The sequence below is a fragment of the Mycolicibacterium houstonense genome (assembly GCF_900078665.2).
Taxonomy (GTDB): Bacteria; Actinomycetota; Actinomycetes; order Mycobacteriales; family Mycobacteriaceae; genus Mycobacterium; species Mycobacterium houstonense.
The window spans coordinates 220,311-244,734 of sequence record NZ_LT546208.1; the positions used below are offsets into that span (position 1 = coordinate 220,311).

Here is a 24,424-nt window from a genome sequence, read left to right on the forward strand (position 1 = left end):
CGCCGTCGCCCGCCCCAGGGCGAACAGCTCGTCCTCTGCGGCGAAGGTGCCCGGCACCGGCTCACCGTCCATGGCGCGGTGCGCCAGCGTGCGCGAGGACGAAAAGCCCAGCGCCCCGGCCTCGATGGCCTCCTGAACCAGTTCGGCCATGGCCTTGATGTCATCGGGGGTGGCCGGCTCGTTGCGGGCGCCGCGCTCCCCCATGGCGTACGCGCGCACCGCGCCGTGGGCGATCTGGGTGCCCATGTCGACAGACAGCTCGCGCCGGCCGATCACATCGAGGTATTCGCCGAAGGTCTCCCAACCCCAGGTGATGCCCTCGGTCAGCGCGGTTCCGGGGATATCTTCGACACCCTCCATCAGCTTGATCAGCCATTCCTCCTGACCGGGCCGCACGGGCGCGAAACCCACGCCGCAGTTGCCTGCCACCACGGTGGTGACACCGTGGTTGCTCGACGGTTCGAGCACGTCATCCCAGCTGACCTGGCCGTCGTAGTGGGTGTGGATGTCGACGAACCCGGGCGCCACGATCTTGCCTGTGGCATCGATGGTTTCGGCCGCATCACCGGCCATCGCGGGGTCATTCGGACCGCGTCGATGCACCTCGACGATCTTCCCGTCCTTGATCGCGACGTCTGCGGTGAATCGGTCGGCACCGGTGCCGTCGACGACCGTTCCGCCGGTGATCTTGAGATCGAACACGTTTTTGCTCCCTTGAGGCTTGGAGGCCGCTACGGTGGCAATGTAACACCGTTACATAACTGCCGTGCCGAGTTTTCGATCTTCGCGACGGGAGGCTTTCCATGGCCCTGAGCTCCACGCCCACCGACCACCCACGGCGGCTGGACGCGATCGGCGAGCCGCCGGCGCGACCCACCCTGGTGCCCGCCGAGCGCTACCACTCCCCCGCATTCGCCCAACTCGAGGTGGAACGCATGTGGCCACGGGTGTGGCAGCTGGCGTGCACGGTGGATCATGTGGCCGAGCCGGGCGACTACTTCGAATACCGTTGCGGGCCTTATTCAGTGCTGATCGTTCACGGCGACGACGGCGTGCTGCGCGCGTTTCAGAATGCCTGCCGTCACCGCGGCAACGCGCTGTGTACCGGCGCAGGCTCGTCGCTGCGCGAGCTTAAGTGCGGCTATCACGGCTGGACCTGGGATCTGGCCGGAGCGCTCAAGCGAATCCCGAACCGCAAGGGGTTCGGGACGGTCCACATGGCCGAGTTCCCGCTGGCACCGGTGCGGGTCGACACCTGGGAACGGCTGGTCTTCGTCAACCTCGACATGGCCGCCATGCCGCTGACCGACTACCTGGAGGCGGTCCCGGCGGACATCGCCTGGTGCGGTCTCGGCGACTTCCGTTGCTACGCAACGATGACCATCGACGTCGACGCCAACTGGAAGACCATCGCCGACGGTTACAGCGAGACCTACCACGTCCAGACCCTGCACCCCGAACTACACCGATGCATGGACGACGTGTATGCGCCGCAGACGATCTGGGGTCACACCGGAAAATCAGAATCGCTCTACGGGGTTCCGAGCCCACGGCTCGCCGGAGCGCTGAGCGACGAAGAGGTGTGGGACGCATACGTGTGCACCCAGGGGCCCTTGATGGGGGTCGCCGAGGGCACCCCGTTCCCGCGCGACCAGCACGGCGCCGGCCAGTCGGTGGCCGACGTCATCGCCCAGCAGATCAAGCGCTTCGCGGCCGACCGCGGCGTCGACATCGGCTGGGCCACCACCGATCAGGTGATGCGGCTGCACCAGTACAACGTCTTCCCCAACATGACGTTCTTGGCCAGCGCCGACCATCTCACCGTGATGACGTCGCTGCCCGGGCCCGACCCCGACCGAGGCCAGTTGGTGATGACACTGATGACCCGCATGCCGACTCAGGCCCCGAGGACCAGGCCGGCCGATGTCCGCATGAGCGCCGCCGACGCCCACCCCGGCGTGGTGATGAGCCAGGACATCGCGGTGCTGACCGGCCTGCAACGTGGTATGCATCAGCCTGGGTTCACCCATCTTGTGCTGTCCAGCGAGGAGCGTCGGATCATCAACATGCACCACAATCTGGAGCGCTACCTCGACCTGCCCGAGGCCGAGCGCGTCACCGAAGCGCACGGCGGATGAGCCCGAAAACGAAGGCGATCGACGCCGACGTCATCCTCGACACGGCGGCGGTTCTCATCGAAAACGATGGGGTGGACGCCTTCTCGATGCGGGCCCTGGCCGAGCGCATCGGCGTTGCCGTCACCTCCATCTACTGGCACGTCGGCGGACGCGACGCGCTGTTCGACAGCCTGGTCGACCGGCTCCTCGCCGAGATGGCCGGCCTGCCCGTTTCGGGCGACGGACCGGTGAATCGGATTGCCGCCCTGGCCCGCAACCAACGCAGCCTGCTCATCCGCCGACAACACCTTCTGGCCATCGCCCACGAGCGGGACCGGACCCCGACCTTGTTCCTGCCGGTCCAGCAGAGGCTGGCGGCCGAACTGGCCGAGCTGGGGGTCACCGGAACCCACGCCGCACTGGTGCTGCGCGCCGTCCAGGTGCACGTGATTTCGTCTGCGGTGATGCAGTTCTCGGCGGTGCGCGCTCCTCGCCACCAGGAAGAGGACCCGTCGCTGTGGACCGCCGACTGGCCGGACCAGGCACTCGTCGCCGCCCTGCAGTCCCCCACCGACTACGACGCGGTGTTCGAGTACGGGCTCGATGCCTTGCTGGCCCCGCTGGCGCAGATTACGGCAGCACCGTCTTCATCAGCATGACGTTGTAGGCCGACCACAGCGACAGGTTGTAGTACAACTCCTTGCCCGTCGACCACGGGTGCAGATACGGCGCATAGATTCCGCCGGGGATCTGCGAGGACGGCGCGATCAACTGCTCAGGTCCCCACGGCCCCTGGGGCGCCGGCGCGGTCCGCATCACCACATCGTTGGCGCCGTTGCCGTACAGCACGAGGTACTGCTTGAGATACGTGTTGTACTGGGCCGACATCTCACTCACCGGGCCCGGGATCACCGGCGTCGCAGCCGCCGGATTGCCCGGCACCCAGGCATTGTTGTCGGCGTTCCAGTATTCGTATTTGGTGAGATCCGGGATCAGGCCCGGCGCCACCCGCGCGATGTAGGCCGATCCGCCGCGCCCGTTCGGTGTGCCGAACGAGTAGATGTACGGATCGCCGGGACCGGGCTTGAGAAAGGCCCCCATCTGGAAGTTCTCGTTGCCGCCGCCGGGCGTCCGGATGGTGCCCGGGTACACGCCCCAGTTCTCGCCGTTGTCCGGCGACATCGCGATCGCGGAGAAATTGGTGGACCACGCTCCCGGGCTGTCCCAGTTCCGGATCGACATGAAGTTCAGATACTGGTTGCGCCCGACGGCGATACCCGCGGTCGGGATGATTCCCGTCTCCTCCGGGGCCCGGCCGATGCTGTTGATGATCTGTTTGGAGATGCCCTGCCGCCACACCGGCGAACCCGAGTACCGGTTGGCCGGCACGCCGTCGGGCACGGCGATGGTCCGGGCCAGCGCACCGTCCTGGCTGCGGAACAGGGCGTTGTACCGCCACTGCTTGCCGGGGATGCCGCAGTAACCGTTGGTGTCACCGAAGGCCATCAGCACCTGGCGGTTCACCGGATCACCGTTGTCCCACATGATTCCGAGATCGGTCCCGGTGATCGCGAACCGCTTGATCGTCTGGTTGGGGCTGTCCGGACCGGTCACCCAGCCGACGATCGACGTGCCGGGAGGCGCGCCCGGGGCCGGCTGGGCCGCCGGAGCGGGGGCCGGTTGTGGCGCCGCTGGGGCCGGAGCCGGTTGGGCTGCGTTCGGGACAGGTTGGGCGCCACCGGGGTTGGGCGCCGGGACGACCGCTGCCCGCTGCCTGACCTGTCCGGTGTTCGGGATCAAGGCCTTGAGGATGGCCAACGGCAGCTGTCCGAGCCGCGGCAACGGTGCCTGGTCGTTGGCCCCCACGGGCTTGTGACCGATGGGCCGGTTGAGCGGGGCGAGCTTGGACGGATTGGGGATCTGGAAAGCCTGATGTGCCAGGGGCTGCGCGGCCGCGGCCGCGCCTTCACAGGGTTCGGCAGATACCGGGGGCGCCACGCCGACGGCGACGACGAGCCCGATTGCGGCCGCCGCGGCCATCGTCGAAGCACCCCGAGGACGTCGCGACATGTCACACCTTCCCAATACGGGACGTCGACACGACGTCACCATTCGCTGAAGTGACGTTAGTGATCAATGGTGCCGATGTGGCCAGTGATGTACTGATAGGTACCGTCCTGTGACCGTGTCGCAACCGGGGCGGCGTGTCGCTTGTTCATCCCTGTTTGCTGCGCGACGCCGCATTCGTCGCTACGGTGGGTTGTGGTGGAACTATCGACGAGCGAGAGGGATCACCATGGCCGGAACATTCGATCCGAAAAAGGGCGGCAAGTTCGAGCCGACCACCAAGGCTAAGCCGCCGCCACCTCCGCGGCCCGGGGGCAATAAGAAGTAGGTAGACGAATCTGCCCACGTGTGAGCGCTTTCCGCTGACGCGTGGGCAGATTCGTTTCCAGGCTGCGCGCGCCTCTAGTGCTGCAACGCGGCCAACCGCCGCTTCGACGCCGCCGACTGGATGACCTGCGGCCACCAGAACCAGCGGCCCAGCATCGCCGCGATCGCCGGGGTCATGAACGACCGGACGATCAACGTGTCGAACAACAGGCCGAGCGCGATCGTCGTACCCACCTGGGCCATCACCTTGAGGTCGCTGAACGCGAACGATGCCATGGTGAAGGCAAAGACCAGGCCCGCCGAGGTCACCACCGAGCCGGTGCCCGCCATCGCCCGGATGATGCCGGTTTTCAGGCCCCCAGGTAGTTCTTCCTTGAATCGCGACACCAGCAGCAGGTTGTAATCGGAGCCGACCGCGAGCAGCAGGATCACCGACATCGCCAGCACCATCCAGTGCAGTTCCAGCCCGAGCAGATGCTGCCAGACCAGCACGGACAAGCCGAATGACGCGCCGAGCGACAGCAGCACCGTGCCGACGATCACCGCGGCCGCCACCACGCTTCGGGTGATGAGCAGCATGATGATGAAGATCAGCGATACCGCTGCGATTCCGGCGATGATCAGGTCGTAGAACGATCCGTCGCGCATGTCCTTGTAGGTGGCCGCGGTGCCGGCCAGGTAGATCTTGGAACCTTCCAGGGGCGTGCCCTTGAGCGCTTCCTTGGCCGCGAGCTTGATCGGGTCGACATGGTCGACCCCCTCCGGGGTCGCCGGGTCACCCTCATGACTGATGATGAACCGCACCGACTTTCCGTCCGGCGAGATGAAGTTCTTCATGCCGCGCTTGAAGTCCTTGTTGTCGAAGGCTTCCGGCGGGAGATAGAACGTGTCGTCATTGCGGGCATCGTCGAAGGCCTTGCCCATGGCTGTCGAATTCTCTTGCATGGCGGCCATCTGATCCTGTTGCCCGGCCTGTGTGGACCGTTGCGTCAGCATCATCGTCTTCATCTTGCGCATGCTCTCGATCTGTTGCGGCAGCAACGAGACCAGCTGCGGCATCAGCGAATCCAACCGCTCCAGGTCGGGCACCAACTCCTGCACGTCGTCGGTCAGGGCATCGATTCCGTCGAGGGTGTCGAAGATCGACCGCAGCGACCAGCACAACGGGATGTTGGCGCAGTGCGGTTCCCAGTAGAAGTAGTTACGCAACGGACGCAGGAGATCGTCGAAATTGCCGATGTTGTCACGCAACTCGGCGATGTCGAGCGTCATCGTCTTGGTCTTGAGCACCATCGAGTGCGTGGTGTCGGCCATCTGCTGGGTCAGCCGGGACATCTCCTCCATCGTGTCGATGGTCTTCTGCATCTCGTCGGCCTGGACCAGCATGTCGTCCATCCGGTCCTGCATGTACTTCCGGTTCATGGTGTTCGTCGTCCCCTGCCGGCTCAACAGGAACGGGATCGACGTGTGCTCGATCGGGCGCCCGTTCGGGCGGGTGATCGCCTGCACCCGTGAGACACCGGGAACCCGCACCACACCTTTGGCGATCCTGTCGATGACGAGAAAGTCCGCGGGGTTCCGCAAGTCACGGTCGGTCTCGACCATCAGCAGCTCGGGATTCATCCGGGCGGCGCTGAAATGCCGCTCTGCCGCGGCATATCCGACGCTGGCGGGCAGATCCGATGGGAGGTACTTTCGCGGGTCGTAGTTGGTCTTGTACCCCGGCAGGGTGAGCAGGCCGACGAGGGCCAGGCCCAGCGTCGCGGCCAGGATCGGGCCCGGCCACCGCACCACCGCGATGCCGATCCGCCGCCAACCCCGGGACCGGATGCTGCGCTTGGGTTCGAACCGTCCGAACCGGCTGCCGATCACGATGACCGCCGGTCCCATGGTCAACGCGGCGACGACCGCGACGAACGTGCCGACCGCACATGGCACGCCCATCGTCTGGAAGTAGGGCAGCCGGGTGAAGCTGAGACACAACATCGCTCCGGCGATCGTCATCCCAGATCCAAGGACGACGTGAGACGTGCCGCGGAACATGGTGTAGTAGGCGGTTTCTCGGTCCTCGCCCGCCCCGCGCGCCTCCTGATAGCGACCGATCGCGAAAATCGCGTAGTCGGTCCCGGCCGCGATCACCATCAGCGTCAGCAGATTCACCGCGAAGGTCGACAATCCGATGATCCCGTTGTGCGCCAGGAAGGCCACGATGCCGCGGGCCGCGCCGAGTTCGAGGAACACCATCAGCAGCACCAGGATCATGGTGGCCACCGAGCGGTAGACGATCAGCAGCATCACCGCGATCACCACCAGCGTGATGGCGGTAACCCGCGCGACGCTCTTGTCGCCGGCATGGTGCTGATCCGACACCAGGGGCGCGCCACCGGTGACGTACACGCTGATCCCGGGCGGCGGTGACGATTGGGCGACGATCTCGCGCACCGCGGCAACCGATTCGTTGGCCAGCGTCTCCCCCTGATTGCCGCGGAGGTAGACCTGGACGTAGGCGGACTTGCCGTCGTTGCTCTGCGCGCCCGAGGCCGTCAGCGGATCGCCCCAGAAATCGGCGACGTGCTGCACGTGGGCGGTATCGGCTTCGAGCTGGTCGACGACACCGTCGTAGTAGTGGTGTGCATCGTCGCCGAGCGGCTGCTGCCCCTCCAGCACCACCATGGCGTTGCTGTCGGAGTCGAACTCCTGGAAGTTGTTGCCGATCTTGCGCATGGCGATCATCGCGGGGCCGTCTTTGGCACTCAGCCCGACCGTGTTCTCCTCACCGACCTTCTCCAGCGAAGGCACGAAGACGTTGGTCAGGACGGTCAGCACCACCCAGCCGAGCAGAATCGGCACCGCGAGCGCCCTGATCGCCCTGGCGATGCCCGATCCGTTGGTCCGCGCGCCCGCAGCCGCTGACTTGGTCTGCACAACCCGCCCCCTCGATCAGGCCACTGTCGCCCCGTGGGACAGGTCGCAAGCGATACAAAAACGCCGTCGCGCGTAATATACGTAGCCCGTCAAATTGTCGCTGTCAATGATGGAAATCGGCCACGATTGACAGCATCTTCACAGCTAGGTGGCGCGCCGGCGGCTCAGTCGGGGCGTCCGATGCGAGCCTGCCGTCCGTTCTCGTGCTCGCCGGAAGCCCCGCTGCGGGCCTCCCAAGGCCACGTCATCAACGCCCACACGATGAGGACGATGACGATCTCGGCAAGCAGGTACACCGGCCAGGGACCCAGTAAGTCCAGCACCGAAGCGGTGGGCGGCTTGCGGTTCAGATATCCGTAGTTGGTTCCGGCGATCGCGTTGAAGGCGAAGGTGAACGCCACCCACCCGAGGGTGACTATGACCGCGAAGCGATAGTCGCGCCACCGTGGTCGCATCCGGCGTCCCCAGGTGAGATAGATCGCCGACAACACCACCAGTACGTGCAGCGTGAAGAACGTGACGAACAAATGGTGCGGAAAATCCGGCGCGCCCTCGGTGGGGGTGCCGATATCCGGCGTGATCAACGCCTGCGAGCTGAGCACCAGGCCCCAGAAGTAGGTGAGCACGAAGGCCCAATGCCGCTGGGACCAAAGGGCATACGCCGCCGCGAGCTCCGCGATGTCGCACAGCTGCAGAGGTATCGAGGTGTAGAGGGTGGGGTTGGCCAGCTTGTAGGCCAGCGCCACGAGGAAGGCGCCCACGAGGAGCACTGCCAGGACCCGGCTGAGGACACGTGCCTGCGATTCGGTCTGCCGCCGGCCGATCACGACCAACAGCACTGCGCCGATCACGAACAGCGCGAGCACCACCAGGTGCGACGGGCCGTACGCCGAGAACTCACGTTGCGCCAAGAGCAAAACGATCAACTCCCCGATTCGTCACATGCAGGGAACGATCACCCATGATCCCAGGCGGCGGGTCGCGGTTGGTCAGCGGACCGCCGAAACCAACCCGACTTCGGAGGACGGCGGAGTGGACGTCGACGGGGTCTGAGGACCGTACCCGGGCGTTGCTGGGTCATACCCCGGCTGCGGGGCATACGGTTGCGGACCGTGCAACGTGGTGTCCGGACCGTAGGCCGGCGACGTCGGACCGTAGCCCGGGACCGGCCCGTACCCCGGCACCTGGCCGTAGTCCGGGGAGGGCCCGTAACTCGGCAGCGCAGGTCCGTATCCGGGCACCATCCCGCCGGACCCGGCCAGCAGCTTGGCCGCGGCGAATGCCGCCGCCTGCGTGGTGTAGACGGGGATGTAGCCGTCGGTGTGCCCGCTCCACGCATTGCCCTGGCCCTCGTGACAGATCGGGTCACTCGGATTGCAGAGGTCGATCGCCTTGGAACCGAACAGTGCGCTCTGGATTGATATCGATTGCTTGGTGCGGGTGCCCACGTCGCCGAAGGTCGTGATCGCCGCGACGTTGTCGGCATACTCGGGCGGCAGCGAATCGCCCCATTTGATGCCGCCCAGCGGGTTACCCGCCACGATGTTGATCACGCTCGCACCCTGCGAGTAACCGCCGAGCACGATCTGGGTGTCGGGGCACGAGGACAGCGTGGACTTGATGTGGGAAATCGCGTCTTTCGCGCCGTCACCACCACTCAGCTGCAGCTTGCCGGCCTTGTAGTCCACCGCATAGGTGGCGATGTCCATGCCGACGGCCTGTTTGCGGAGGGAGTCGACGAAGGCGTCGCCGACCCGGCCCATGCCGGGCGGCTCATCGGTGCCGCGCGCGAAGACGACTTCGGCATCGGCGCAGTCGGCGGCCACAGCCACCGGTGTACCCGGGGCCACGACCAGCGTGCCCGCGGCGAGAAGTGCAGTAGCGCCAAGCCCGACCCAGCGACCACCTGACCGCGCACTGCCCTGCAGGCTAGCTATGCGGCGAGAAAACATTCCTCAATCTAACCCGTCACGGCATCTCGCGGCTGATCCCTGCGCCGTCGACTCCACATCAGCCCCGAACAGCGGTACGTCAGTCACCTCGCGAACACGCACCGCGAACGTGGGGTAGTCCGCTACCCCAGCCGCGCGTCATCACCCGGCCGACGATGTCGGTACCAGAAAACGATCGCGCGGCTGCGACGAGACGAAGGAATCGACATGAACGGCACCGACCCCGTGAAGCGAGGAATCGTCGGGTTGACGACGGCTGTGGCGATGTGTGGTTTGGGCTCGGCGAGTTTGGCGCTGGCGGCGAGCGCGCAGGCCCGGCCCACCTGGTGTCCTGGTGACCCTCGGCCGGCCGCTGCGCCGTGGCCCGACTTCGACTGGTCGTCCTGTTACGAGTACAGCGGACAGAACGGCCAATACGGCTGGATCGACTTGGGCACCGGGATCTTCCACCCGATGCCCCTGGACATTCCGCCGACCCCGCCGCCGCCCAATCCGCCGGAGTGCATCGGCTTCTTCCCGCTGCCGGGGGCGGACCCGTCGCATTGCGTGATCTGAGGCGATCAACGGAAAAGGCCCAGGTCAGACTTGTTCTGACCTGGGCCTTCTGTCGTGGAGCTGCCGGGAATTGAACCCGGGTCCTACGGCATGTCCTCGAGGCTTCTCCGTGCGCAGTTCGCTGTGCCTCTACTCGGATCTCTCAGTCACGCGAACAAGCTGAGATGACGATCCCAGTCGCTGTTTGATGTCCCCACGGATTCCGCGACCGAACCCGTGGGTGGGTCCCTCTAGCTGATGCCAGGATCCGGGCCGAGGGCGTTCCCGGTCTGACAGACCAGCCGTCGCTTAGGCAGCGAGGGCGTAGTCGCGCTGATTGGAATCGGCGCTTAATTGGTTGCAACGACGCTTACGGTGGTCTCTTGCCTGCACCGGCACGCTTCCCTTGATTCGATGCGCGAAGTCGAAACCGATCAGCCCCTCGCATCCCTGCCGACTTTCGGCAGGACAATCAATGGTACGCGAACTCCAACGGCGAACGCCAAGCGATTATTCCGGGGCATTCTCGTGTCGCTCGCGGCCGCCGAGCGTGCACAGAATGCTGGGGTTTTACGGCGTGTCGGGCAGCAGACACGCACGGTCGCGGTGCTTCAGGACATGCCCTTGGCGCGGCGGCCGAGCTCGCGGGTGATCTCCCGGTCGGCGTCCCGCTTGGCCAGGTCCTGGCGTTTGTCGTGGGCCTGCTTACCGCGGGCCAACGCCAGCTCGACCTTGACCTTGCCACCGGAGAAGTACATCGACAGCGGCACCAGCGTCAGGTTGCCGTCGCGAATCTTGCCGATCAGGTTGTCGATCTGCTTGCGGTGCAACAGCAGCTTGCGGTTGCGCCGCGGCGCATGGTTGGTCCAGGTGCCGTGGTGATACTCCGCGATGTGCACGTTGCGCAGCCAGATCTCGCCGTCGTCGACGGTGGCGAACGCGTCGGCCAGCGAGGCCTGGCCTTCGCGCAGACTCTTGACCTCGGTACCCATCAGCGCGATGCCGGCCTCGTAGGTATCGAGAATCATGTAGTTGTGCCGCGCCTTGCGATTGCTGGCCACGATCTGCTTGTTTCCGGCGGGGCTGGACTTCTTGGTCGCCACTAGTTCACGACTACCTTCGTATGTAGAGCCGCAGCGTCACATACGCGGTTATGCCGGACATCGCCAGGCCGAGGAACAGCATCCACGGTGCGCTGAAGTAGAGCACGTCAGCGTAGTCGACCCGGGCGATCAAATTCGACTGATAAAACTGGTCGAGCGCCTTGTCCAGGAACACGGCTCTGACCACGATCAATCCCACGATTGCGATCACCACACCGATCAGGGCCGCGATCATGGCCTCCACCAGGAACGGTAGCTGCGTGTACCACCGGGTGGCGCCCACCAGGCGCATGATGCCGATCTCGGTGCGCCGCGTGTACGCGGCCACTTGGACCATGTTGGCGATCAGCAGCACCGCGCCGATCGCCTGCACCAGCGCCACCGCGAAGGCGACGCTACTGAGACCGTCGAGCACGGCGAACAGCCGGTCGATCAGGTCTTTCTGGTTGAGCACGTTGAGCACACCGGGTTGCCCCTGCATCGCCTTGTCGAACGCCTCGTGTTGCTCGGGGTCGGTGAGCTTGACGATGAACGACGCCGGGAAGGCGTCCTTGCCCGCCACGTCCTTGTACTGCGGGAACTTCTTGATCGCGTCGTCGTAGGCCTGTTCGCGATTGAGGAAGCGCAGCGACCGGACGTCGTCGCGGTCGTCGATCTGGCGGTACAACGCCTTGCACGCGTCGGCGTCACAGTTGGGATCGTTGGCCGAGATGTCGTCGGTCAGGAACACCTGGCTCTCGACGCGGTCGAGGTAGATGTCGCGGGACTGATCGGCCAGCCGCACCACCAGCAGACCGCCACCGAACAACCCGATCGAGATGGCGGTGGTCAGGATCATCGCCACCGTCATCGTGACGTTGCGACGAAGCCCGGTCAGAACTTCATTGACAAGAAAGCCGAAGCGCACTTAGCGATCCATTCCGTAGACGCCGCGCTGCTCATCACGGATCAGCCGGCCGAGTTCGAGTTCGACGACCCGCTGCCGCATGGAGTCGACGATGTGATGGTCGTGGGTGGCCATCAGCACCGTGGTCCCGGTGCGGTTGATCCGTTCCAGCAGATCCATGATGTCCTTGCTGGTCTCGGGGTCCAGGTTTCCGGTGGGCTCGTCGGCGATCAGGACCAGCGGCCGGTTGACGAAGGCCCGCGCGATGGCGACGCGCTGCTGCTCGCCACCGGAGAGCTCGCTCGGCAACCGGTTGGCCTTGCCCGACAAGCCGACCATCTCCAGCACGTCCGGGACGACGCGGTTGATCACCTCGCCGCGCTTGCCGATCACCTCGAGGGCGAACGCCACGTTCTCGAACACGGTCTTCTGCTGCAGCAACCGGAAGTCCTGGAACACGCAGCCGATCACCTGACGCAGGTTCGGCACGTGCCGGTCGGGGAGCTTGTTGACGTGGAACTTGGACACCCGGATGTCACCCGAGGTGGGCGTTTCGGCCGCCAGCAGCAGCCGCATGAACGTCGACTTGCCCGAACCCGACGGGCCGATCAGGAAGACGAACTCACCCTTGTCGATTTTCAACGAGACGTCGTCGAGCGCTGGGCGCGCCGAAGACTTGTAGTGCTTCGTCACGTGGTCGAGGGTGATCATCACGGCACGCCAGTGTAGCGGGGCGAAAGCGTTCGGCAGGTCACGCTACCTCGGCAATGTCGGTGCCACCGGCTCCATGCCCGGTTGCGGCTGTTCGACGGCGGGACTCGGGGCGGGCCCGGGGAACACCGGCAACGTGATGGGCGGAAGCAGCCCGGGGCCGTCGGGATCCACCACCGTCGTCTGCGGCGCGCCGGGCGGCGGGGTCGTGGTGGTCGGACTCGTCGGCGTGGTGGTCTCGGTGGGCTCGGTCGTCGTCGTGGTGGGCGTCGGCGTGGTGGTCTCGGTGGTCTCCGGCGTCTCGGTCGGTGTCGTCGTCCGGGGCGTCTGCACCTTGGTGCGCGGCACCCAGGTGTAGTCGGGGTCGGGGACGAAGCCCGGCGGCACCACCTGACCCCCGGGCGCCTGCGGCGCGGGCTGCTCCGGCCGGTACTCCTGCTGCACCCACGACAGCGCGATGAACACGATGATCAGCACCACCGTCGACGTGCGCAGCCGACCCAACCGGCTGCGCCACAACTTCACGGCACCCTCGGTCACCCGGTTGAAGTCGACCTTCACTTCTTCGACTCCTGCGCCGGTGGCGTGACAACTTGCGCCTCGGCGACCCCGCCCGGGTTCAGCAGGTCTCCGGCTGCGGCCACCGACCCGTCAGTCGAGGTGACGACGCCGGCACGGCGCAATGCGCGCACCACCCGGACCCGCAGCCGCCTGCCCACCTCGAACTGTTTGCCCGGCAGGGTGCGCGCGACCATGCGGAGGTTTACGGTGTCGACCCCGATGCTCTCGACGCCCATCAGCTGCGGCTTGTCCAGCAGCAGCCGGGACAGCTCACTGTCCTCGGTGGCCTTCTCGGCGACTTCGTTGAGCACGTCGTTGACCAGGTTGAGGTCGACACTCACCGGCACCGGGATGTCCACGACGGACCGCGCCCAGTCCTTGGACAGGTTGAGCGCCTTGACGATCTGCCCGTTGGGCACCGTGTACATCTCACCCTCGGATGAGCGCAGCTTGGTGACGCGCAGCGTGACGTCCTCGACGGTGCCCTCGGCCTCGTTGCTCGCGCCGATCGTCAACCGCACCAGGTCACCGAAGCCGTACTGCTTCTCGGTGATGATGAAGAAGCCCGCGAGCAGGTCCTGCACGATGCGCTGCGCACCGAAACCGAGCGCGGCGCCGAGCACCGCGGCCGGGGCGACCAACGAGGCGATCGGTACCGCGAGCGCATCGGTGACCTCGACGGCGACGATCACGAACAGCAGCGCCACGGTGACCCAGGAGATCACCGAGGCGACCGCCTGCCGGTGCTTGGCGCTCTCCGAGCGCACCAGCTGGTCGCTTTCCTGATACTCGGCGTCGATGCGGCGCACCACGCGCTGTGCGGCCCAGTTGATGAAGCGGGCCGCGAGCAGGCCGCCGATGAGCAGCAGCGCGATGCGCAGCCCGGTGGTCAGGATCCAGACGCCGACCTCGCCGTGCCAGAAATCGTGCCAGCGGTCGGCGAGGCTGAAGGCCAGCAGCGTATTAGTCGTCGTCATCTTTCCGGTTGCGCCATCTGATTCCCGCTTCCAGGAATCCGTCGATGTCCCCGTCCAGCACCGAGGCCGGGTTGCCGACCTCGTACTCGGTACGCAGGTCCTTAACCATCTGATAGGGATGCAAAACGTAGGACCGCATCTGGTTGCCCCACGAGCTGCCACCGTCGCCCTTGAGTGCGTCCATCTCGGCGCGCTCTTCTAATCGCTTGCGCTCCAGCAACCTTGCCTGCAGCACGCGCATCGCCGCGACCTTGTTCTGCAACTGGGACTTCTCGTTCTGACAGGTCACCACGATACCGGTGGGAATGTGGGTGAGCCGGACCGCGGAGTCGGTGGTGTTCACCGACTGCCCGCCGGGGCCACTGGACCGGTACACGTCGACACGCAGGTCACCCTCGGGAATGTCGATGTGGTCGGTGGTCTCCACGACCGGGAGCACCTCGACATCGGCGAACGACGTCTGACGCCGACTCTGGTTGTCGAACGGGCTGATGCGCACCAACCGGTGGGTGCCCTGCTCGACGGACAGGGTGCCGTAGGCGAACGGCGCGTGCACGGCGAACGTCGCGCTCTTGATCCCGGCTTCCTCGGCGTAGGAGGTGTCGAACACCTCGACCGGGTAGTCGTGCTTCTCGGCCCAGCGGATGTACATCCGCATCAGCATCTCGGCCCAGTCCGCGGCGTCGACGCCGCCGGCACCCGAGCGGATCGTGACGACGGCCTCGCGCTCGTCGTACTCGCCCGACAGCAGGGTGCGAACCTCGAGGGTCTCGATGTCCTCGCGCAGCTTGGCCAGCTCGGCGTCGGCCTCGGCGACCTCTTCTTCACCACCTTCCTCGGCGGCGAGTTCGAAAAGCACCGGCAAATCATCGACACGCTGACGTAGATCCTGCACGCGGCGAAGTTCGTTCTGCGCGTGCGAGAGCTCACTGGTGACCTTCTGAGCGCGGGCCTGGTCGTCCCAGAGGTTCGGATCGGAGGCCTGCTGCTCCAGCATGTCGATCCGCTGGCGCAGCCCATCGATGTCGAGCACCCGCTCCACGGTGGTCAGGGTGGTGTCGAGGGCGGCTACGGCGGCTTGGCGGTCTGGATCCACGGATGTCCAGGGTACCTGCCTGCATTTCCGCGGCAGTTCGCCCGACTCGCGGCAGCGCCGACGTTCTGTGTTTAGCATCGGGTGGTACCCGGACCGGCATGCCGTGGGCCGGGTCTGTGACGGCTTTTCCGGCTCGTAAGAAGGCAGGGTATGCGCCCATATCACGTAGCGATCGTCGGCTCCGGCCCCTCTGGATTCTTTGCTGCGGCATCGCTACTGAAGTTCGCCGATTCACCCGACTCCGACCGCGATGTGCGGGTCGACATGCTCGAGATGCTGCCCACCCCATGGGGGCTGGTGCGCTCCGGAGTGGCGCCCGACCATCCGAAGATCAAGTCGATCAGCGCGCAGTTCGACAAGACCGCGGCCGACCCGCGCTTCCGGTTCTTCGGCAACATCAAGGTCGGCGAGCACATCACCCCGGCCGAGTTGGCGGAACGCTACGACTCGGTGGTCTACGCGATCGGCGCCCAGTCCGACCGGGCACTGCGCATCCCCGGGGAAGAGCTGGCGGGCAGCGTCGCGGCGGTGGACTTCGTGGGTTGGTACAACGCCCACCCGCACTTCGACGGCATGGCACCGAACCTGTCGGGCGGCCGCGCGGTGGTGGTCGGCAACGGCAACGTCGCCCTGGACGTGGCCCGCATCCTGGTCAGCGACCCGGCGGCGCTGGCCAACACCGACATCGCCGACCACGCCCTGGCCTCGCTGGACACCCGGGGAATCGAAGAGGTGGTCGTGATCGGGCGGCGCGGCCCGCTGCAGGCGACGTTCACCACTCTGGAACTGCGCGAACTCGGCGACCTGGAGGGCCTCGGCGACGTCGACGTCGTCCTCGACCCGGCCGATTTCGCCGGTATCACCGACGATGACCTGGAAGCCGCGGGCAAGACCGTCAAGCAGAACATCAAGGTGCTTCGCAAATACGTCGACGAGCAACCGCGAGAGGCCAAGCGGCGCATCGTGTTCCGCTTCTGCACCTCCCCCATCGAGTTGCGCGGCGAGGGCCGGGTCGAGTCGATCGTGTTGGGCCGCAACGAACTTGTCCGCGACGCCGACGGACGCGTGGTGGCCAAGGACACCGGGGAACGCGAGGAGTTGCCCGTCCAGCTGGTGGTGCGGGCCGTCGGCTACCGCGGCGTGCCGACGCCGGGGCTGCCGTTCGACGAACGGTCGGGCACCATTCCGCACACCGACGGCCGGATCGACGGCAGCCGCAACGAATACGTGGTGGGCTGGATCAAACGGGGACCGTCCGGGGTGATCGGCAGCAATAAAAAGGATTCTCAGGACACCGTCGACACCCTGCTGGGCGACCTGCGCGACCGCGGGGTCGACGAGCGCGACGCCGATTACGGCGACGAACTGGCCGCCTGGCTGCTCGAACACCAGCCAGCTCTGGTGACGGGTGAGCACTGGCGGCTGATCGACGCGCACGAGCGCGCGGCCGGCGAACCGTTGGGCCGCCCCAGGGTGAAGCTGGCCAGCGTGGCCGAGCTGCTCCGCATCGGCCACGCCTGACCGGTCGGACGGCTGGGATCAGCCGTTCGGGTATTCGCTGACCGGTGGTTCCGGCGGCGCGAACGCCCACTTGTCCGGATTGCTCGGCGAATACACGACGGGCAGCAGCGCGCCCATGGTCGGCCAGTTGTCGACGTCGACCGCCATCTGCTGATAGACGACGTGCTCGCTGACCGTCGGCCCGGTGATGACGCCGGTGATGGTGACGAACTGCTCCCCCGTCGCGTCCGGGCGGGGGCTCACCCCGGTCACCAGCAACGTGCCGTGCGCAAGTTCACCGCGAATTCCGCGGCGCTGCATGATCCGTGGTGCGAGCAGCAGCACGAGCGCCCCGACCAGCAGGAGGAGTATTCCGAGTTCCCACACCAGGCCATGGTAGGACTTTCGGCATGAGTTCCACCTCGGATGACTTGACGCTGGCCCTCGAATTGGCCGACCAGGCCGACGCCTTGACCATGGACCGCTTCGGTGCCCTCGATCTGCGCATCGAGACCAAACCGGACCTGACCCCGGTCACCGACGCCGACCGCGGGGCCGAGGAGGCATTGCGCGCCTCGCTGGCCGCCGCGCGCCCTGACGACACGGTGTTCGGCGAAGAGTTCGGCGGCACAACGACATTGACCGGCCGCCAATGGGTGATCGACCCGATCGACGGAACCAAGAACTTCGTCCGCGGTGTCCCGGTGTGGTGCACCTTGATCGCCCTGCTCGAGGACGGGGTCCCGACCGTCGGCGTGGTGAGCGCCCCGGCGCTGGCGCGACGGTGGTGGGCCGGTCTGGGTCAGGGCGCATTCGGTTCGTTCGCCGGCTCGACCCGGAAGCTGGCGGTGTCGGGGGTCGCCGACCTCGCATCGGCCAGCCTGTCCTACTCGGACCTGACGACCGGATGGGAGGACCGTCGTGAGCGGTTCGTCGAGCTGACCGATGCGGTCTGGCGGGTCCGCGCCTACGGCGACTTCTGGTCGTACTGCATGGTCGCCGAGGGCGCGGTCGACATCGCCTGCGAGCCCGAGGTGAAGCTGTGGGACATCGCACCGCTCGACATCCTGATCCGGGAGGCCGGCGGCACCTTCACCAGCATCGACGGCGCCGCCGGACCGCACGGCGGCAGCGCGCTGGCCACCAACGGCCTGGTGCACGACGCGGTGCTGGCCAGGCTCGCCGGCGACTGAACTCACGGCTGGATGACGAACCGGCCGCGGACGCCACCCTTGGCGACGGCCCGGTGGGCATCGGCCACCTGATCCAACGGGACCACCGCGTGCACCCGGGCCGGTAGCTGTCCGGACGCGGTCCGGGCCAGCAGGTCGGCCAGCCGAGCACCGTCAGGGTGGGCGACCACGGCCGTCACGGCGACGCCACGCTCGGCGGGCAGCTGCGAACTCGGCTGCACCCCGACGAATCGGCCGCCGTCGCGAACCAGGGCCAGTGCGGTCTCCTGAAGGGCTCCGGCATCGGCGACCGCGTCCCATCCGGGTGCGGCGTCGGTCGTGAAGCCGGCCCCCAGCCCGCGCACGAACGCCTCGTCGTGCGCCCGGGCCAGACCGGTCACCTCCCAGCCGCGCTCCTGGGCGAGAACAGCGAGGTAACCCCCGACCGCACCGGCCGCACCGGTGACCAGCAGACGACGGCCGTCGCGGGGCGCATCACCGAGCAGATCGAGGATCTGGGCCGCCGTCAATCCGTTGAGCGGCACCGTCGATGCGACGGTCAGGTCCAGACCGTCGGGCACGACGGCGACGTCGGCCGCGGCCACCACCACCTGTTCGGCATAGGTGCCGTAGTCACGGTCGAATCCGGCCACCTGGCCCGCCACGCGGGTGCCCACGGCAAGATCGGTGCCGGCGCCGGCGGCTTCGACGGTTCCGGCGAACTCCCAACCGAGGCCGGTCCAGTTCGGCTGGTGCACCAGCCCGAGTCCGTGGAACACCCCGGCGGCAACACCCAGGTCGACCGGGTTGACGGCGGCCGCGGCGATCTTCACCCGGACCTCGCCGGGGCCCGGGTCGACCACCGGCACCTCGATGATCTCGATCGAATCAGGCCCGGCCGGCGTACGGACGATGGCGGTACGAAACGTTCTGACAGCCATGCTCATTCACTCCTTGTGGTGAGGTTGTTCTCTGCTCCACAATGGACAGGTAACTCTCCATTGGGAAGTAGGCACTCGAAAGTGCGTAACTCACCCGGAGCGAAGGAGCGGACATGCCGACCCAGACCGCAGCCCAGAAACGGGCCCGAGCAAAGCTCGAATACGACGCCTTCCTGGCCAACTGCCCCAGCCGCCAACTGCTCGACCGGATCAGCGACAAGTGGGTCGCGCTGGTCCTGGCCGCCCTCGGCGAGGACGGGCCACATCCGGGATCGGTCCACACCGGCGAGCCACACCCGATGCGCTACTCCGAGCTGTCCCGGCGCCTGGCCGGTGTCAGCCAGAAGATGCTGACGCAGACCCTGCGGTCGCTCGAACGCGACGGGCTACTTACCCGCACGGTGACCCCGAGCGTGCCGGTGACGGTCACCTACGAACTCACCGACCTGGGCCTTTCCCTGCACGAACTGATGGTCGGGGTGAAGTCGTGGGCGGAAGCCCACATGGACGAGGTGCACGCGAACCGCACGAAGTACGACCGGTCGGCGGCCGCTTCCACCTGACCGGCAGCGATGTGAGGTTGGTAACAGATGCCCTACCTTACTCTGGAGTAAGATACGGTCACATGCGTCGCCACGACCAACAGAGGCAGCTGACATGACCAACACCCTGCCGTCCAAGAACGGCACTGCACCACGTCCCTCAAGCCCCGGCCAGCAAAGCGCCGTCGGCCTGCACAAGCACAAGCGGACAGCGACCGACATCGGGTTGGCGCTGATCACCCCGATCGTCGGCCAGGAGTTCCTGGACCGCTTCGGCCTGCGCGATCCGCTCAACCGCGGCCTGAAATACGGTGTGAAGCAGGTCTTTTCGACCGCAGGCGCGGCCACTCGGCAGTTCCAGCGGATCCAGGGCCTCGGCAAGGCGCCGACCCGGCTCAAGGCCAGCGGGGCGGACTACTTCGACCTGACCCCCGACGAAGACCAGCAGATGATCGTCGACACGGTCCGGGAATTCGCCGACGAGATCCTGCGGCCCGCCGCGCACGACGCCGACGAGGCCGCGGCCTACCCGGCCGATCTGATCGCCAAGGCCGCCGAACTGGGCATCACCGCGGTCAACGTGCCCGAGGACTTCGACGGCATCGCCGAGCACCGCAGCACGGTCACCAACGCGCTCGTCGCGGAGGCCCTGGCTTACGGCGACATGGGCCTGGCCCTGCCAATCCTGGCCCCCGGCGGCGTCGCCTCGGCACTGACCCACTGGGGCAGCGCCGACCAGCAGGCCACCTACCTCAAGGAATTCGCCGGCGAGAACGTGCCGCAGGCCTGTGTGGCCATCGCCGAACCGCACGCACTGTTCGACCCCACGGCACTCAAGACCACCGCGGTGCGCACCCCCAGCGGCTACCGGCTCTCCGGCGTCAAGTCGCTGGTACCGGCCGCCGCCGACGCCGAATTGTTCATTGTCGCAGCGCAATTGAACGGCAAGCCGGCGCTGTTCATCGTCGAGGCGTCGACGCCGGGCCTGACCGTCAAGGCCGACCCGAGCATGGGCATCCGCGCTGCGGCGCTGGGCCGCGTCGAACTGGACAACGTCGCCGTGCCGCTGGCCAACCTCCTCGGCGAGGACGGAGCCAGCGATCAGGATTACTCCGAGGCGATCGCCCTGTCCCGGCTGGGTTGGGCCGCCCTGGCCGTCGGCACCTCCCACGCGGTGCTCGACTACGTGATCCCCTACATCAAGGAACGCCAGGCCTTCGGCGAGCCGATCGCCCACCGTCAGTCGGTGGCCTTCATGACCGCCAACATCGCCATCGAGCTCGACGGGTTGCGGCTGATCACCTGGCGCGGGGCCGCCCGCGCCGAGCAGGGCCTGCCGTTCGCCCGTGAGGCGGCGCTGGCGCGCAAGCTCGGCACCGACAAGGGCATGCAGATCGGCCTGGACGGCGTACAGCTGCTGGGCGGCCACGGTTACACCAAGGAACACCCGGTCGAACGCTGGTACCGCGATCTGCGGGCCATCGGCGTCGCCGAGGGTGTCGTAGTCATCTAGCCGCGATCGACCGGAAAGACTAATCATGGCAATCAATCTGGAAATGCCCCGCAAGCTCCAGGCGGTCATCGAGAAGGGCCACCAGGGCGCCGCCGAGATGCTTCGCCCGATCTCGCGCAAGTACGACCTCGCCGAGCACGCCTACCCGGTCGAGCTGGACACGCTGGCCACGCTGTTCGAAGGCATCTCGGAAGCCAAGACGATCTCGTTCGCGGGCGCCGAGGCGTTCCGCGACGACGCCAACACCAAGGGCGAGAAGGTCACCGTCAACGGCGCCAACATGTCCGCACTGCTCAACGCACTGGAGATCAGCTGGGGCGATGTCGCCCTGCTGCTGTCCGTGCCGCGCCAGGGCCTCGGCAACGCCGCCATCTCCTCGGTGGCCACCCCCGAGCAGCTGGAGCGCCTCGGTAAGGACGTGTGGGCCGCGATGGCCATCACCGAACCGGGCTTCGGCTCGGACTCGGCGGCCGTGACCACCACCGCGACCCTCGACGGCGACGAGTACGTGATCAACGGCGAGAAGATCTTCGTCACCGCGGGTTCTCGGGCCACCCACATCGTGGTGTGGGCGACGCTCGACAAGTCGTTGGGCCGGGCGGCGATCAAGTCGTTCATCGTGCCGCGCGAGCATCCCGGGGTCACCGTCGAACGCCTCGAGCACAAGCTCGGCATCAAGGCCTCCGACACCGCGGTGATCCGCTTCGACAACGCCCGCATCCCCAAGGACAACCTGCTGGGCGACCCGGAGATCCACGTGGAGAAGGGTTTTGCCGGGGTCATGGAGACCTTCGACAACACCCGGCCGATCGTCGCGGCCATGGCCGTCGGCATCGCCCGCGCCGCGTTGGAGGACCTGCGGGCGATCCTCACCGACGCCGGCATCGAGATCTCCTACGACAAGCCGGCCCACGCCCAGAGCGCCGCGGCCGCGGAGTTCCTGCGGATGGAAGCCGACTGGGAGGCCGGGTACCTGTTGACGGTCCGCTCAGCCTGGCAGGCCGACAACGGCATCCCCAACTCCAAGGAAGCCTCGATGGGTAAGGCCAAGGCCGCCAGGGTGGCCAGCGACATCACCCTCAAGGCCGTCGAAATGGCCGGTACCACCGGCTATTCCGAGCAGACCCTGCTGGAGAAGTGGGCCCGCGATTCGAAGATCCTCGACATCTTCGAGGGCACGCAGCAGATCCAGCAGCTGGTGGTCGCCCGCCGCCTGCTGGGCCTGTCCTCGGCCGAGCTGAAGTAGTTCTTTCGGCGAGCAGACGTAGAACTGCCCAAAACCGCGTGGTTTTGGGCAGTTCTGCGTCTGCTCGGCCAACGAGGGTGATTAGCGTGGCGGGCATGGAATCGTTTCAGGCACTGGTGGCACGGCAGGACGGCGATCGCATCGACGCCGCGATCGAGACACTGCAGGCATCCGACCTACCCCCGGGTGACGTCACCATCCGGGTGCAGTACTCCAGCGTCAACTTCAAGGACGCGCTGGCACTGACGCCCAAAGGCGGTGTGGTGCGCGACTATCCGATCGTGCCGGGCATCGATCTCACCGGTGAGGTGGTCAGTTCTGAGTCACCGGACTTCGCAGCCGGTGATCTAGTGCTGGCCCACGGCTACCAGATCGGCACGGGCCATCACGGCGGCTACGCCGAGTACGCCCGGCTGCCCGCCGATCAGGTCGTCGGCCTGGGGGCGCTGAGCCCGCGGGAAGGTGCGGCGATCGGCACCGCCGGATTCACCGCGGCGATGAGCGTGCAGGCCCTCACCGACCACGGCATCACCCCGCAGCACGGACCCATCGTGGTGACCGGTGCGACCGGAGGCGTCGGCTCGGTGAGCGTGGACCTGCTGGCCGCCGCCGGGTACGAGGTGGTGGCCTCGACCGGTAAGGCCGACCAGGCCGACCACCTCCGCGCCTTGGGCGCCACCGAGGTCATCGGACGGCTTCCGGCCGACCCCGAGGCCAAACCCCGGCCACTGGGCAAGACCCGATGGGCCGCGGCGGTGGACTGTGTCGGCGGCGCCACCCTGGCCGACGTGCTGAGCACACTGCAGTACGGCGGCGCGGTGGCGGCCAGCGGACTCACCGGCGGTGCCGGGTTGAACACCACGGTGATGCCGTTCATCCTGCGCGGTGTATCCCTGTTGGGCATCGATTCGGTGCAGCTGGCCATCGGACCGCGGCGCGCGCTGTGGGCAGAGCTGAGCGGCGCGCTCAAACCTCGCCATCTCGACGACGTCACCCACGAGGTGGCCGTCAAGGATGTCGTCGAGGTGCTGGACCAGGTCCGCGCCGGCCGGTATTCCGGACGCGCGGTGGTGAAGGTCGCCGGCGGCTTCTGACGACCCACAGATACGAAATCGCCCAGAACAGCTGGTGTTCTGGGCGATTTCGCTATTCGCGTGTGGTTCGGCCTAGCCGAGCACCCGCTGCAGGTCCGGGACCATGGCCTGCAGTTCCCGGGCCCAGTAGGCCCAGTTGTGCGTGCCGTTGTCCGGGAAGTTGAACACACCGTTGGTGCCACCCGCGGCCAGGTAGTTGTCCTGGAACGTCTTGTTCGTGCGGATGGTCAGGCCTTCGAGGAAGGTGGCCGGCAGATCGCCGCCGCCCAGCTCGTTCGGCTGGCCGTTACCGCAGTAGATCCACAGACGGGTGTTGTTGGCGACGAGCGTCGGGATCTGCAACATCGGGTCGTTGCGCTTCCAGGCGCTGTTCGGGTCCTCGGTGCGGCCCCACATGTCGTTGGCCTTGAAGCCGCCGGCGTCACCCATGGAGATGTTGATCAGGAACGGCCACCAGCCCTCGGACGGGTTCAGGAAGCCCGACATCGAACCGGCGTAGATGAAGCGGTCCGGGTGGTAGGCGGCCAGGATCAGCGAGGCGGAACCGGCCATCGACAGACCGATCGCGGCGTTGCCGTTGGCCGCGACGTCGCGGTTGGCTGCCAGCCACTGCGGCAGCTCGTTGGTCAGGAAGGTCTCCCACTTGTAGGTGACGCAGCCGGCCTTACCGCATGCCGGGGCGTACCAGTCGGTGTAGAAGCTGGACTGACCACCGACAGGCATGACCACCGACAGCCCGCTGTCGAGGAACATCTCGAACGCGTTGGTGTTGATGTCCCAGCCGTTGAAGTCGTCCTGTGCGCGCAGGCCGTCGAGCAGGTACACCGCGTGCGAGCCGGGTCCACCGCTCTGGAACTGAATCTTGATGTCGCGGCCCATCGACGGCGACGGGACCATCAGGTACTCCACCGGCAGACCCGGGCGGGAGAAGGCTCCCGCGGTCGCCGATCCGCCGACAACGCCGATCAAGCCAGGCAGCAGGAGTGCTGCCATGGCCGCCACCGTCATCCGGCGCGCCCAACGGCCACGAATCTTGTCAATGAAGGTCATACTGCGAGTCCATCCGTCTTCGGTCATTAACGCCACTTGCGCGATCTGCGATCAGCGATCGCCAAGCGACACCGCAGCGAGCGAATCGCTGCACTGTCGCGCCCGCTCCC

General features: G+C 66.7%; 23 protein-coding genes and 1 other RNA gene. 9 read left to right on the top strand and 15 right to left on the bottom strand.

All coding sequences use genetic code 11. The features are described from left to right. A partial coding sequence (locus BN4332_RS29010) for an amidohydrolase family protein (protein WP_160110948.1) occupies nucleotides 1–702 on the bottom strand: 702 nt, incomplete at its 3' end. Nucleotides 703–803: 101 nt separating this feature from the next. Here BN4332_RS29010 and BN4332_RS29015 point away from each other — a divergent pair. Together BN4332_RS29015 and BN4332_RS29020 are read left to right on the top strand one after the other, a co-directional pair. Further along, nucleotides 804–2,138: an aromatic ring-hydroxylating oxygenase subunit alpha gene (locus BN4332_RS29015; protein WP_066903201.1), complete on the top strand. Its 1,335-nt coding sequence runs from the start codon at nucleotides 804–806 to the stop codon at nucleotides 2,136–2,138. After that, nucleotides 2,135–2,776 carry a TetR/AcrR family transcriptional regulator gene (locus BN4332_RS29020; protein WP_066903203.1) on the top strand — a complete coding sequence of 214 codons (642 nt, stop codon included), beginning with the start codon at nucleotides 2,135–2,137 and terminating at the stop codon, nucleotides 2,774–2,776. The genes BN4332_RS29015 and BN4332_RS29020 overlap by 4 nt, the downstream gene beginning before the upstream one ends. Here the strand turns inward: BN4332_RS29020 and BN4332_RS29025 are convergent. From BN4332_RS29025 to BN4332_RS29040, 4 genes are all read right to left on the bottom strand, one after another. Beyond that, entirely contained in the window at nucleotides 2,748–4,187 is a 1,440-nt protein-coding gene (locus tag BN4332_RS29025) for a glycoside hydrolase family 183 protein (protein ID WP_066903205.1), read from the bottom strand. The genes BN4332_RS29020 and BN4332_RS29025 overlap by 29 nt on opposite strands. 399 nt (nucleotides 4,188–4,586) lie before the next feature. Continuing rightward, nucleotides 4,587–7,436 (bottom strand): MMPL/RND family transporter, encoded by a 2,850-nt coding sequence (locus BN4332_RS29030; RefSeq protein ID WP_066903207.1) that lies wholly within the window; start codon nucleotides 7,434–7,436, stop codon nucleotides 4,587–4,589. Between the two features lie 164 nt (nucleotides 7,437–7,600). Then, nucleotides 7,601–8,353, bottom strand: a complete 753-nt coding sequence (locus BN4332_RS29035) for a YwaF family protein (RefSeq protein WP_096867180.1) — start codon at nucleotides 8,351–8,353, stop codon at nucleotides 7,601–7,603. Between the two features lie 72 nt (nucleotides 8,354–8,425). Beyond that, nucleotides 8,426–9,388 (bottom strand): cutinase family protein, encoded by a 963-nt coding sequence (locus tag BN4332_RS29040; protein ID WP_066903210.1) that lies wholly within the window; start codon nucleotides 9,386–9,388, stop codon nucleotides 8,426–8,428. Between the two features lie 207 nt (nucleotides 9,389–9,595). Here BN4332_RS29040 and BN4332_RS29045 point away from each other — a divergent pair, with 207 nt between their 5' ends. Then, complete coding sequence (locus tag BN4332_RS29045) at nucleotides 9,596–9,943, top strand: hypothetical protein (RefSeq protein WP_066903212.1); 348 nt, start codon at nucleotides 9,596–9,598, stop codon at nucleotides 9,941–9,943. A 52-nt stretch (nucleotides 9,944–9,995) separates the two neighbouring features. Here BN4332_RS29045 and ssrA read toward each other — a convergent pair. The 7 genes from ssrA to prfB all read right to left on the bottom strand — a co-directional run bounded on the left by ssrA (nucleotide 9,996) and on the right by prfB (nucleotide 15,256). Continuing rightward, nucleotides 9,996–10,364: a transfer-messenger RNA gene (ssrA, locus tag BN4332_RS29050) on the bottom strand. A 169-nt stretch (nucleotides 10,365–10,533) separates the two neighbouring features. Beyond that, a complete protein-coding gene (gene smpB, locus BN4332_RS29055) occupies nucleotides 10,534–11,025 on the bottom strand; it encodes an SsrA-binding protein SmpB (protein ID WP_066903214.1) in 492 nt (163 codons plus the stop codon). 10 nt (nucleotides 11,026–11,035) lie between these two features. After that, on the bottom strand, nucleotides 11,036–11,932 hold the full coding sequence (ftsX, locus tag BN4332_RS29060) for a permease-like cell division protein FtsX (protein ID WP_066903216.1): 897 nt from the start codon (nucleotides 11,930–11,932) through the stop codon (nucleotides 11,036–11,038). After that, nucleotides 11,933–12,622: a cell division ATP-binding protein FtsE gene (gene ftsE, locus BN4332_RS29065; RefSeq protein ID WP_066903218.1), complete on the bottom strand. Its 690-nt coding sequence runs from the start codon at nucleotides 12,620–12,622 to the stop codon at nucleotides 11,933–11,935. It abuts the gene before it with no gap. Between the two features lie 45 nt (nucleotides 12,623–12,667). Next, complete coding sequence (locus BN4332_RS33880; RefSeq protein WP_066903220.1) at nucleotides 12,668–13,183, bottom strand: Rv3103c family proline-rich protein; 516 nt, start codon at nucleotides 13,181–13,183, stop codon at nucleotides 12,668–12,670. Continuing rightward, entirely contained in the window at nucleotides 13,180–14,160 is a 981-nt protein-coding gene (locus BN4332_RS29075) for a mechanosensitive ion channel family protein (protein ID WP_066903227.1), read from the bottom strand. The genes BN4332_RS33880 and BN4332_RS29075 overlap by 4 nt, the downstream gene beginning before the upstream one ends. Beyond that, nucleotides 14,147–15,256, bottom strand: a complete 1,110-nt coding sequence (prfB, locus tag BN4332_RS29080; RefSeq protein WP_066903229.1) for a peptide chain release factor 2 — start codon at nucleotides 15,254–15,256, stop codon at nucleotides 14,147–14,149. Before prfB ends, BN4332_RS29075 begins: the two co-directional genes overlap by 14 nt. Before the next feature lie 150 nt (nucleotides 15,257–15,406). Here prfB and BN4332_RS29085 point away from each other — a divergent pair, with 150 nt between their 5' ends. After that, on the top strand, nucleotides 15,407–16,777 hold the full coding sequence (locus tag BN4332_RS29085) for an FAD-dependent oxidoreductase (RefSeq protein ID WP_066903231.1): 1,371 nt from the start codon (nucleotides 15,407–15,409) through the stop codon (nucleotides 16,775–16,777). 18 nt (nucleotides 16,778–16,795) lie between these two features. Here BN4332_RS29085 and BN4332_RS29090 read toward each other — a convergent pair whose 3' ends face one another. Then, nucleotides 16,796–17,146 carry a hypothetical protein gene (locus BN4332_RS29090; RefSeq protein ID WP_276079652.1) on the bottom strand — a complete coding sequence of 117 codons (351 nt, stop codon included), beginning with the start codon at nucleotides 17,144–17,146 and terminating at the stop codon, nucleotides 16,796–16,798. A 20-nt stretch (nucleotides 17,147–17,166) separates the two neighbouring features. On the opposite strand from BN4332_RS29090, the gene hisN reads away from it, so the two are divergent. After that, nucleotides 17,167–17,949: a histidinol-phosphatase gene (hisN, locus tag BN4332_RS29095; protein ID WP_066903235.1), complete on the top strand. Its 783-nt coding sequence runs from the start codon at nucleotides 17,167–17,169 to the stop codon at nucleotides 17,947–17,949. 2 nt (nucleotides 17,950–17,951) lie between these two features. Here the strand turns inward: hisN and BN4332_RS29100 are convergent, their stop codons facing one another. Beyond that, nucleotides 17,952–18,869, bottom strand: coding sequence for an NADP-dependent oxidoreductase (locus BN4332_RS29100; RefSeq protein ID WP_066903286.1), 918 nt, complete (start codon nucleotides 18,867–18,869; stop codon nucleotides 17,952–17,954). 113 nt (nucleotides 18,870–18,982) lie between these two features. Here BN4332_RS29100 and BN4332_RS29105 point away from each other — a divergent pair, with 113 nt between their 5' ends. The 4 genes from BN4332_RS29105 (at nucleotide 18,983) to BN4332_RS29120 (ending at nucleotide 23,264) form a co-directional block, all read left to right on the top strand. Beyond that, entirely contained in the window at nucleotides 18,983–19,432 is a 450-nt protein-coding gene (locus BN4332_RS29105) for a winged helix-turn-helix transcriptional regulator (RefSeq protein ID WP_066903236.1), read from the top strand. Nucleotides 19,433–19,526: 94 nt separating this feature from the next. Continuing rightward, a complete protein-coding gene (locus BN4332_RS29110; protein ID WP_066903237.1) occupies nucleotides 19,527–20,924 on the top strand; it encodes an acyl-CoA dehydrogenase family protein in 1,398 nt (465 codons plus the stop codon). Between the two features lie 25 nt (nucleotides 20,925–20,949). Next, entirely contained in the window at nucleotides 20,950–22,170 is a 1,221-nt protein-coding gene (locus tag BN4332_RS29115; RefSeq protein ID WP_066903238.1) for an acyl-CoA dehydrogenase family protein, read from the top strand. Nucleotides 22,171–22,265: 95 nt separating this feature from the next. After that, nucleotides 22,266–23,264 carry an oxidoreductase gene (locus BN4332_RS29120; RefSeq protein WP_066903240.1) on the top strand — a complete coding sequence of 333 codons (999 nt, stop codon included), beginning with the start codon at nucleotides 22,266–22,268 and terminating at the stop codon, nucleotides 23,262–23,264. A 72-nt stretch (nucleotides 23,265–23,336) separates the two neighbouring features. Here the strand turns inward: BN4332_RS29120 and BN4332_RS29125 are convergent, their stop codons facing one another. Further along, nucleotides 23,337–24,314: an esterase family protein gene (locus BN4332_RS29125; protein ID WP_066903242.1), complete on the bottom strand. Its 978-nt coding sequence runs from the start codon at nucleotides 24,312–24,314 to the stop codon at nucleotides 23,337–23,339. Nucleotides 24,315–24,424 lie beyond the last annotated feature (110 nt).

Coding starts and splice junctions, on each gene's coding strand:
- hisN (WP_066903235.1), top strand. CDS start 17,167: ATGAGTTCCACCTCGGATGACTTGACGCTGGCCCTCGAATTGGCCGAC.
- BN4332_RS29085 (WP_066903231.1), top strand. CDS start 15,407: ATGCGCCCATATCACGTAGCGATCGTCGGCTCCGGCCCCTCTGGATTC.
- ftsE (WP_066903218.1), bottom strand. CDS start 12,622: ATGATCACCCTCGACCACGTGACGAAGCACTACAAGTCTTCGGCGCGC.
- BN4332_RS29100 (WP_066903286.1), bottom strand. CDS start 18,869: ATGGCTGTCAGAACGTTTCGTACCGCCATCGTCCGTACGCCGGCCGGG.
- BN4332_RS29040 (WP_066903210.1), bottom strand. CDS start 9,388: ATGTTTTCTCGCCGCATAGCTAGCCTGCAGGGCAGTGCGCGGTCAGGT.
- BN4332_RS29075 (WP_066903227.1), bottom strand. CDS start 14,160: ATGACGACGACTAATACGCTGCTGGCCTTCAGCCTCGCCGACCGCTGG.
- BN4332_RS29045 (WP_066903212.1), top strand. CDS start 9,596: ATGAACGGCACCGACCCCGTGAAGCGAGGAATCGTCGGGTTGACGACG.
- BN4332_RS29025 (WP_066903205.1), bottom strand. CDS start 4,187: ATGTCGCGACGTCCTCGGGGTGCTTCGACGATGGCCGCGGCGGCCGCA.
- BN4332_RS29110 (WP_066903237.1), top strand. CDS start 19,527: ATGACCAACACCCTGCCGTCCAAGAACGGCACTGCACCACGTCCCTCA.
- BN4332_RS29015 (WP_066903201.1), top strand. CDS start 804: ATGGCCCTGAGCTCCACGCCCACCGACCACCCACGGCGGCTGGACGCG.
- BN4332_RS29020 (WP_066903203.1), top strand. CDS start 2,135: ATGAGCCCGAAAACGAAGGCGATCGACGCCGACGTCATCCTCGACACG.
- BN4332_RS29120 (WP_066903240.1), top strand. CDS start 22,266: ATGGAATCGTTTCAGGCACTGGTGGCACGGCAGGACGGCGATCGCATC.
- BN4332_RS29105 (WP_066903236.1), top strand. CDS start 18,983: ATGCCGACCCAGACCGCAGCCCAGAAACGGGCCCGAGCAAAGCTCGAA.
- BN4332_RS29115 (WP_066903238.1), top strand. CDS start 20,950: ATGGCAATCAATCTGGAAATGCCCCGCAAGCTCCAGGCGGTCATCGAG.
- BN4332_RS29125 (WP_066903242.1), bottom strand. CDS start 24,314: ATGACCTTCATTGACAAGATTCGTGGCCGTTGGGCGCGCCGGATGACG.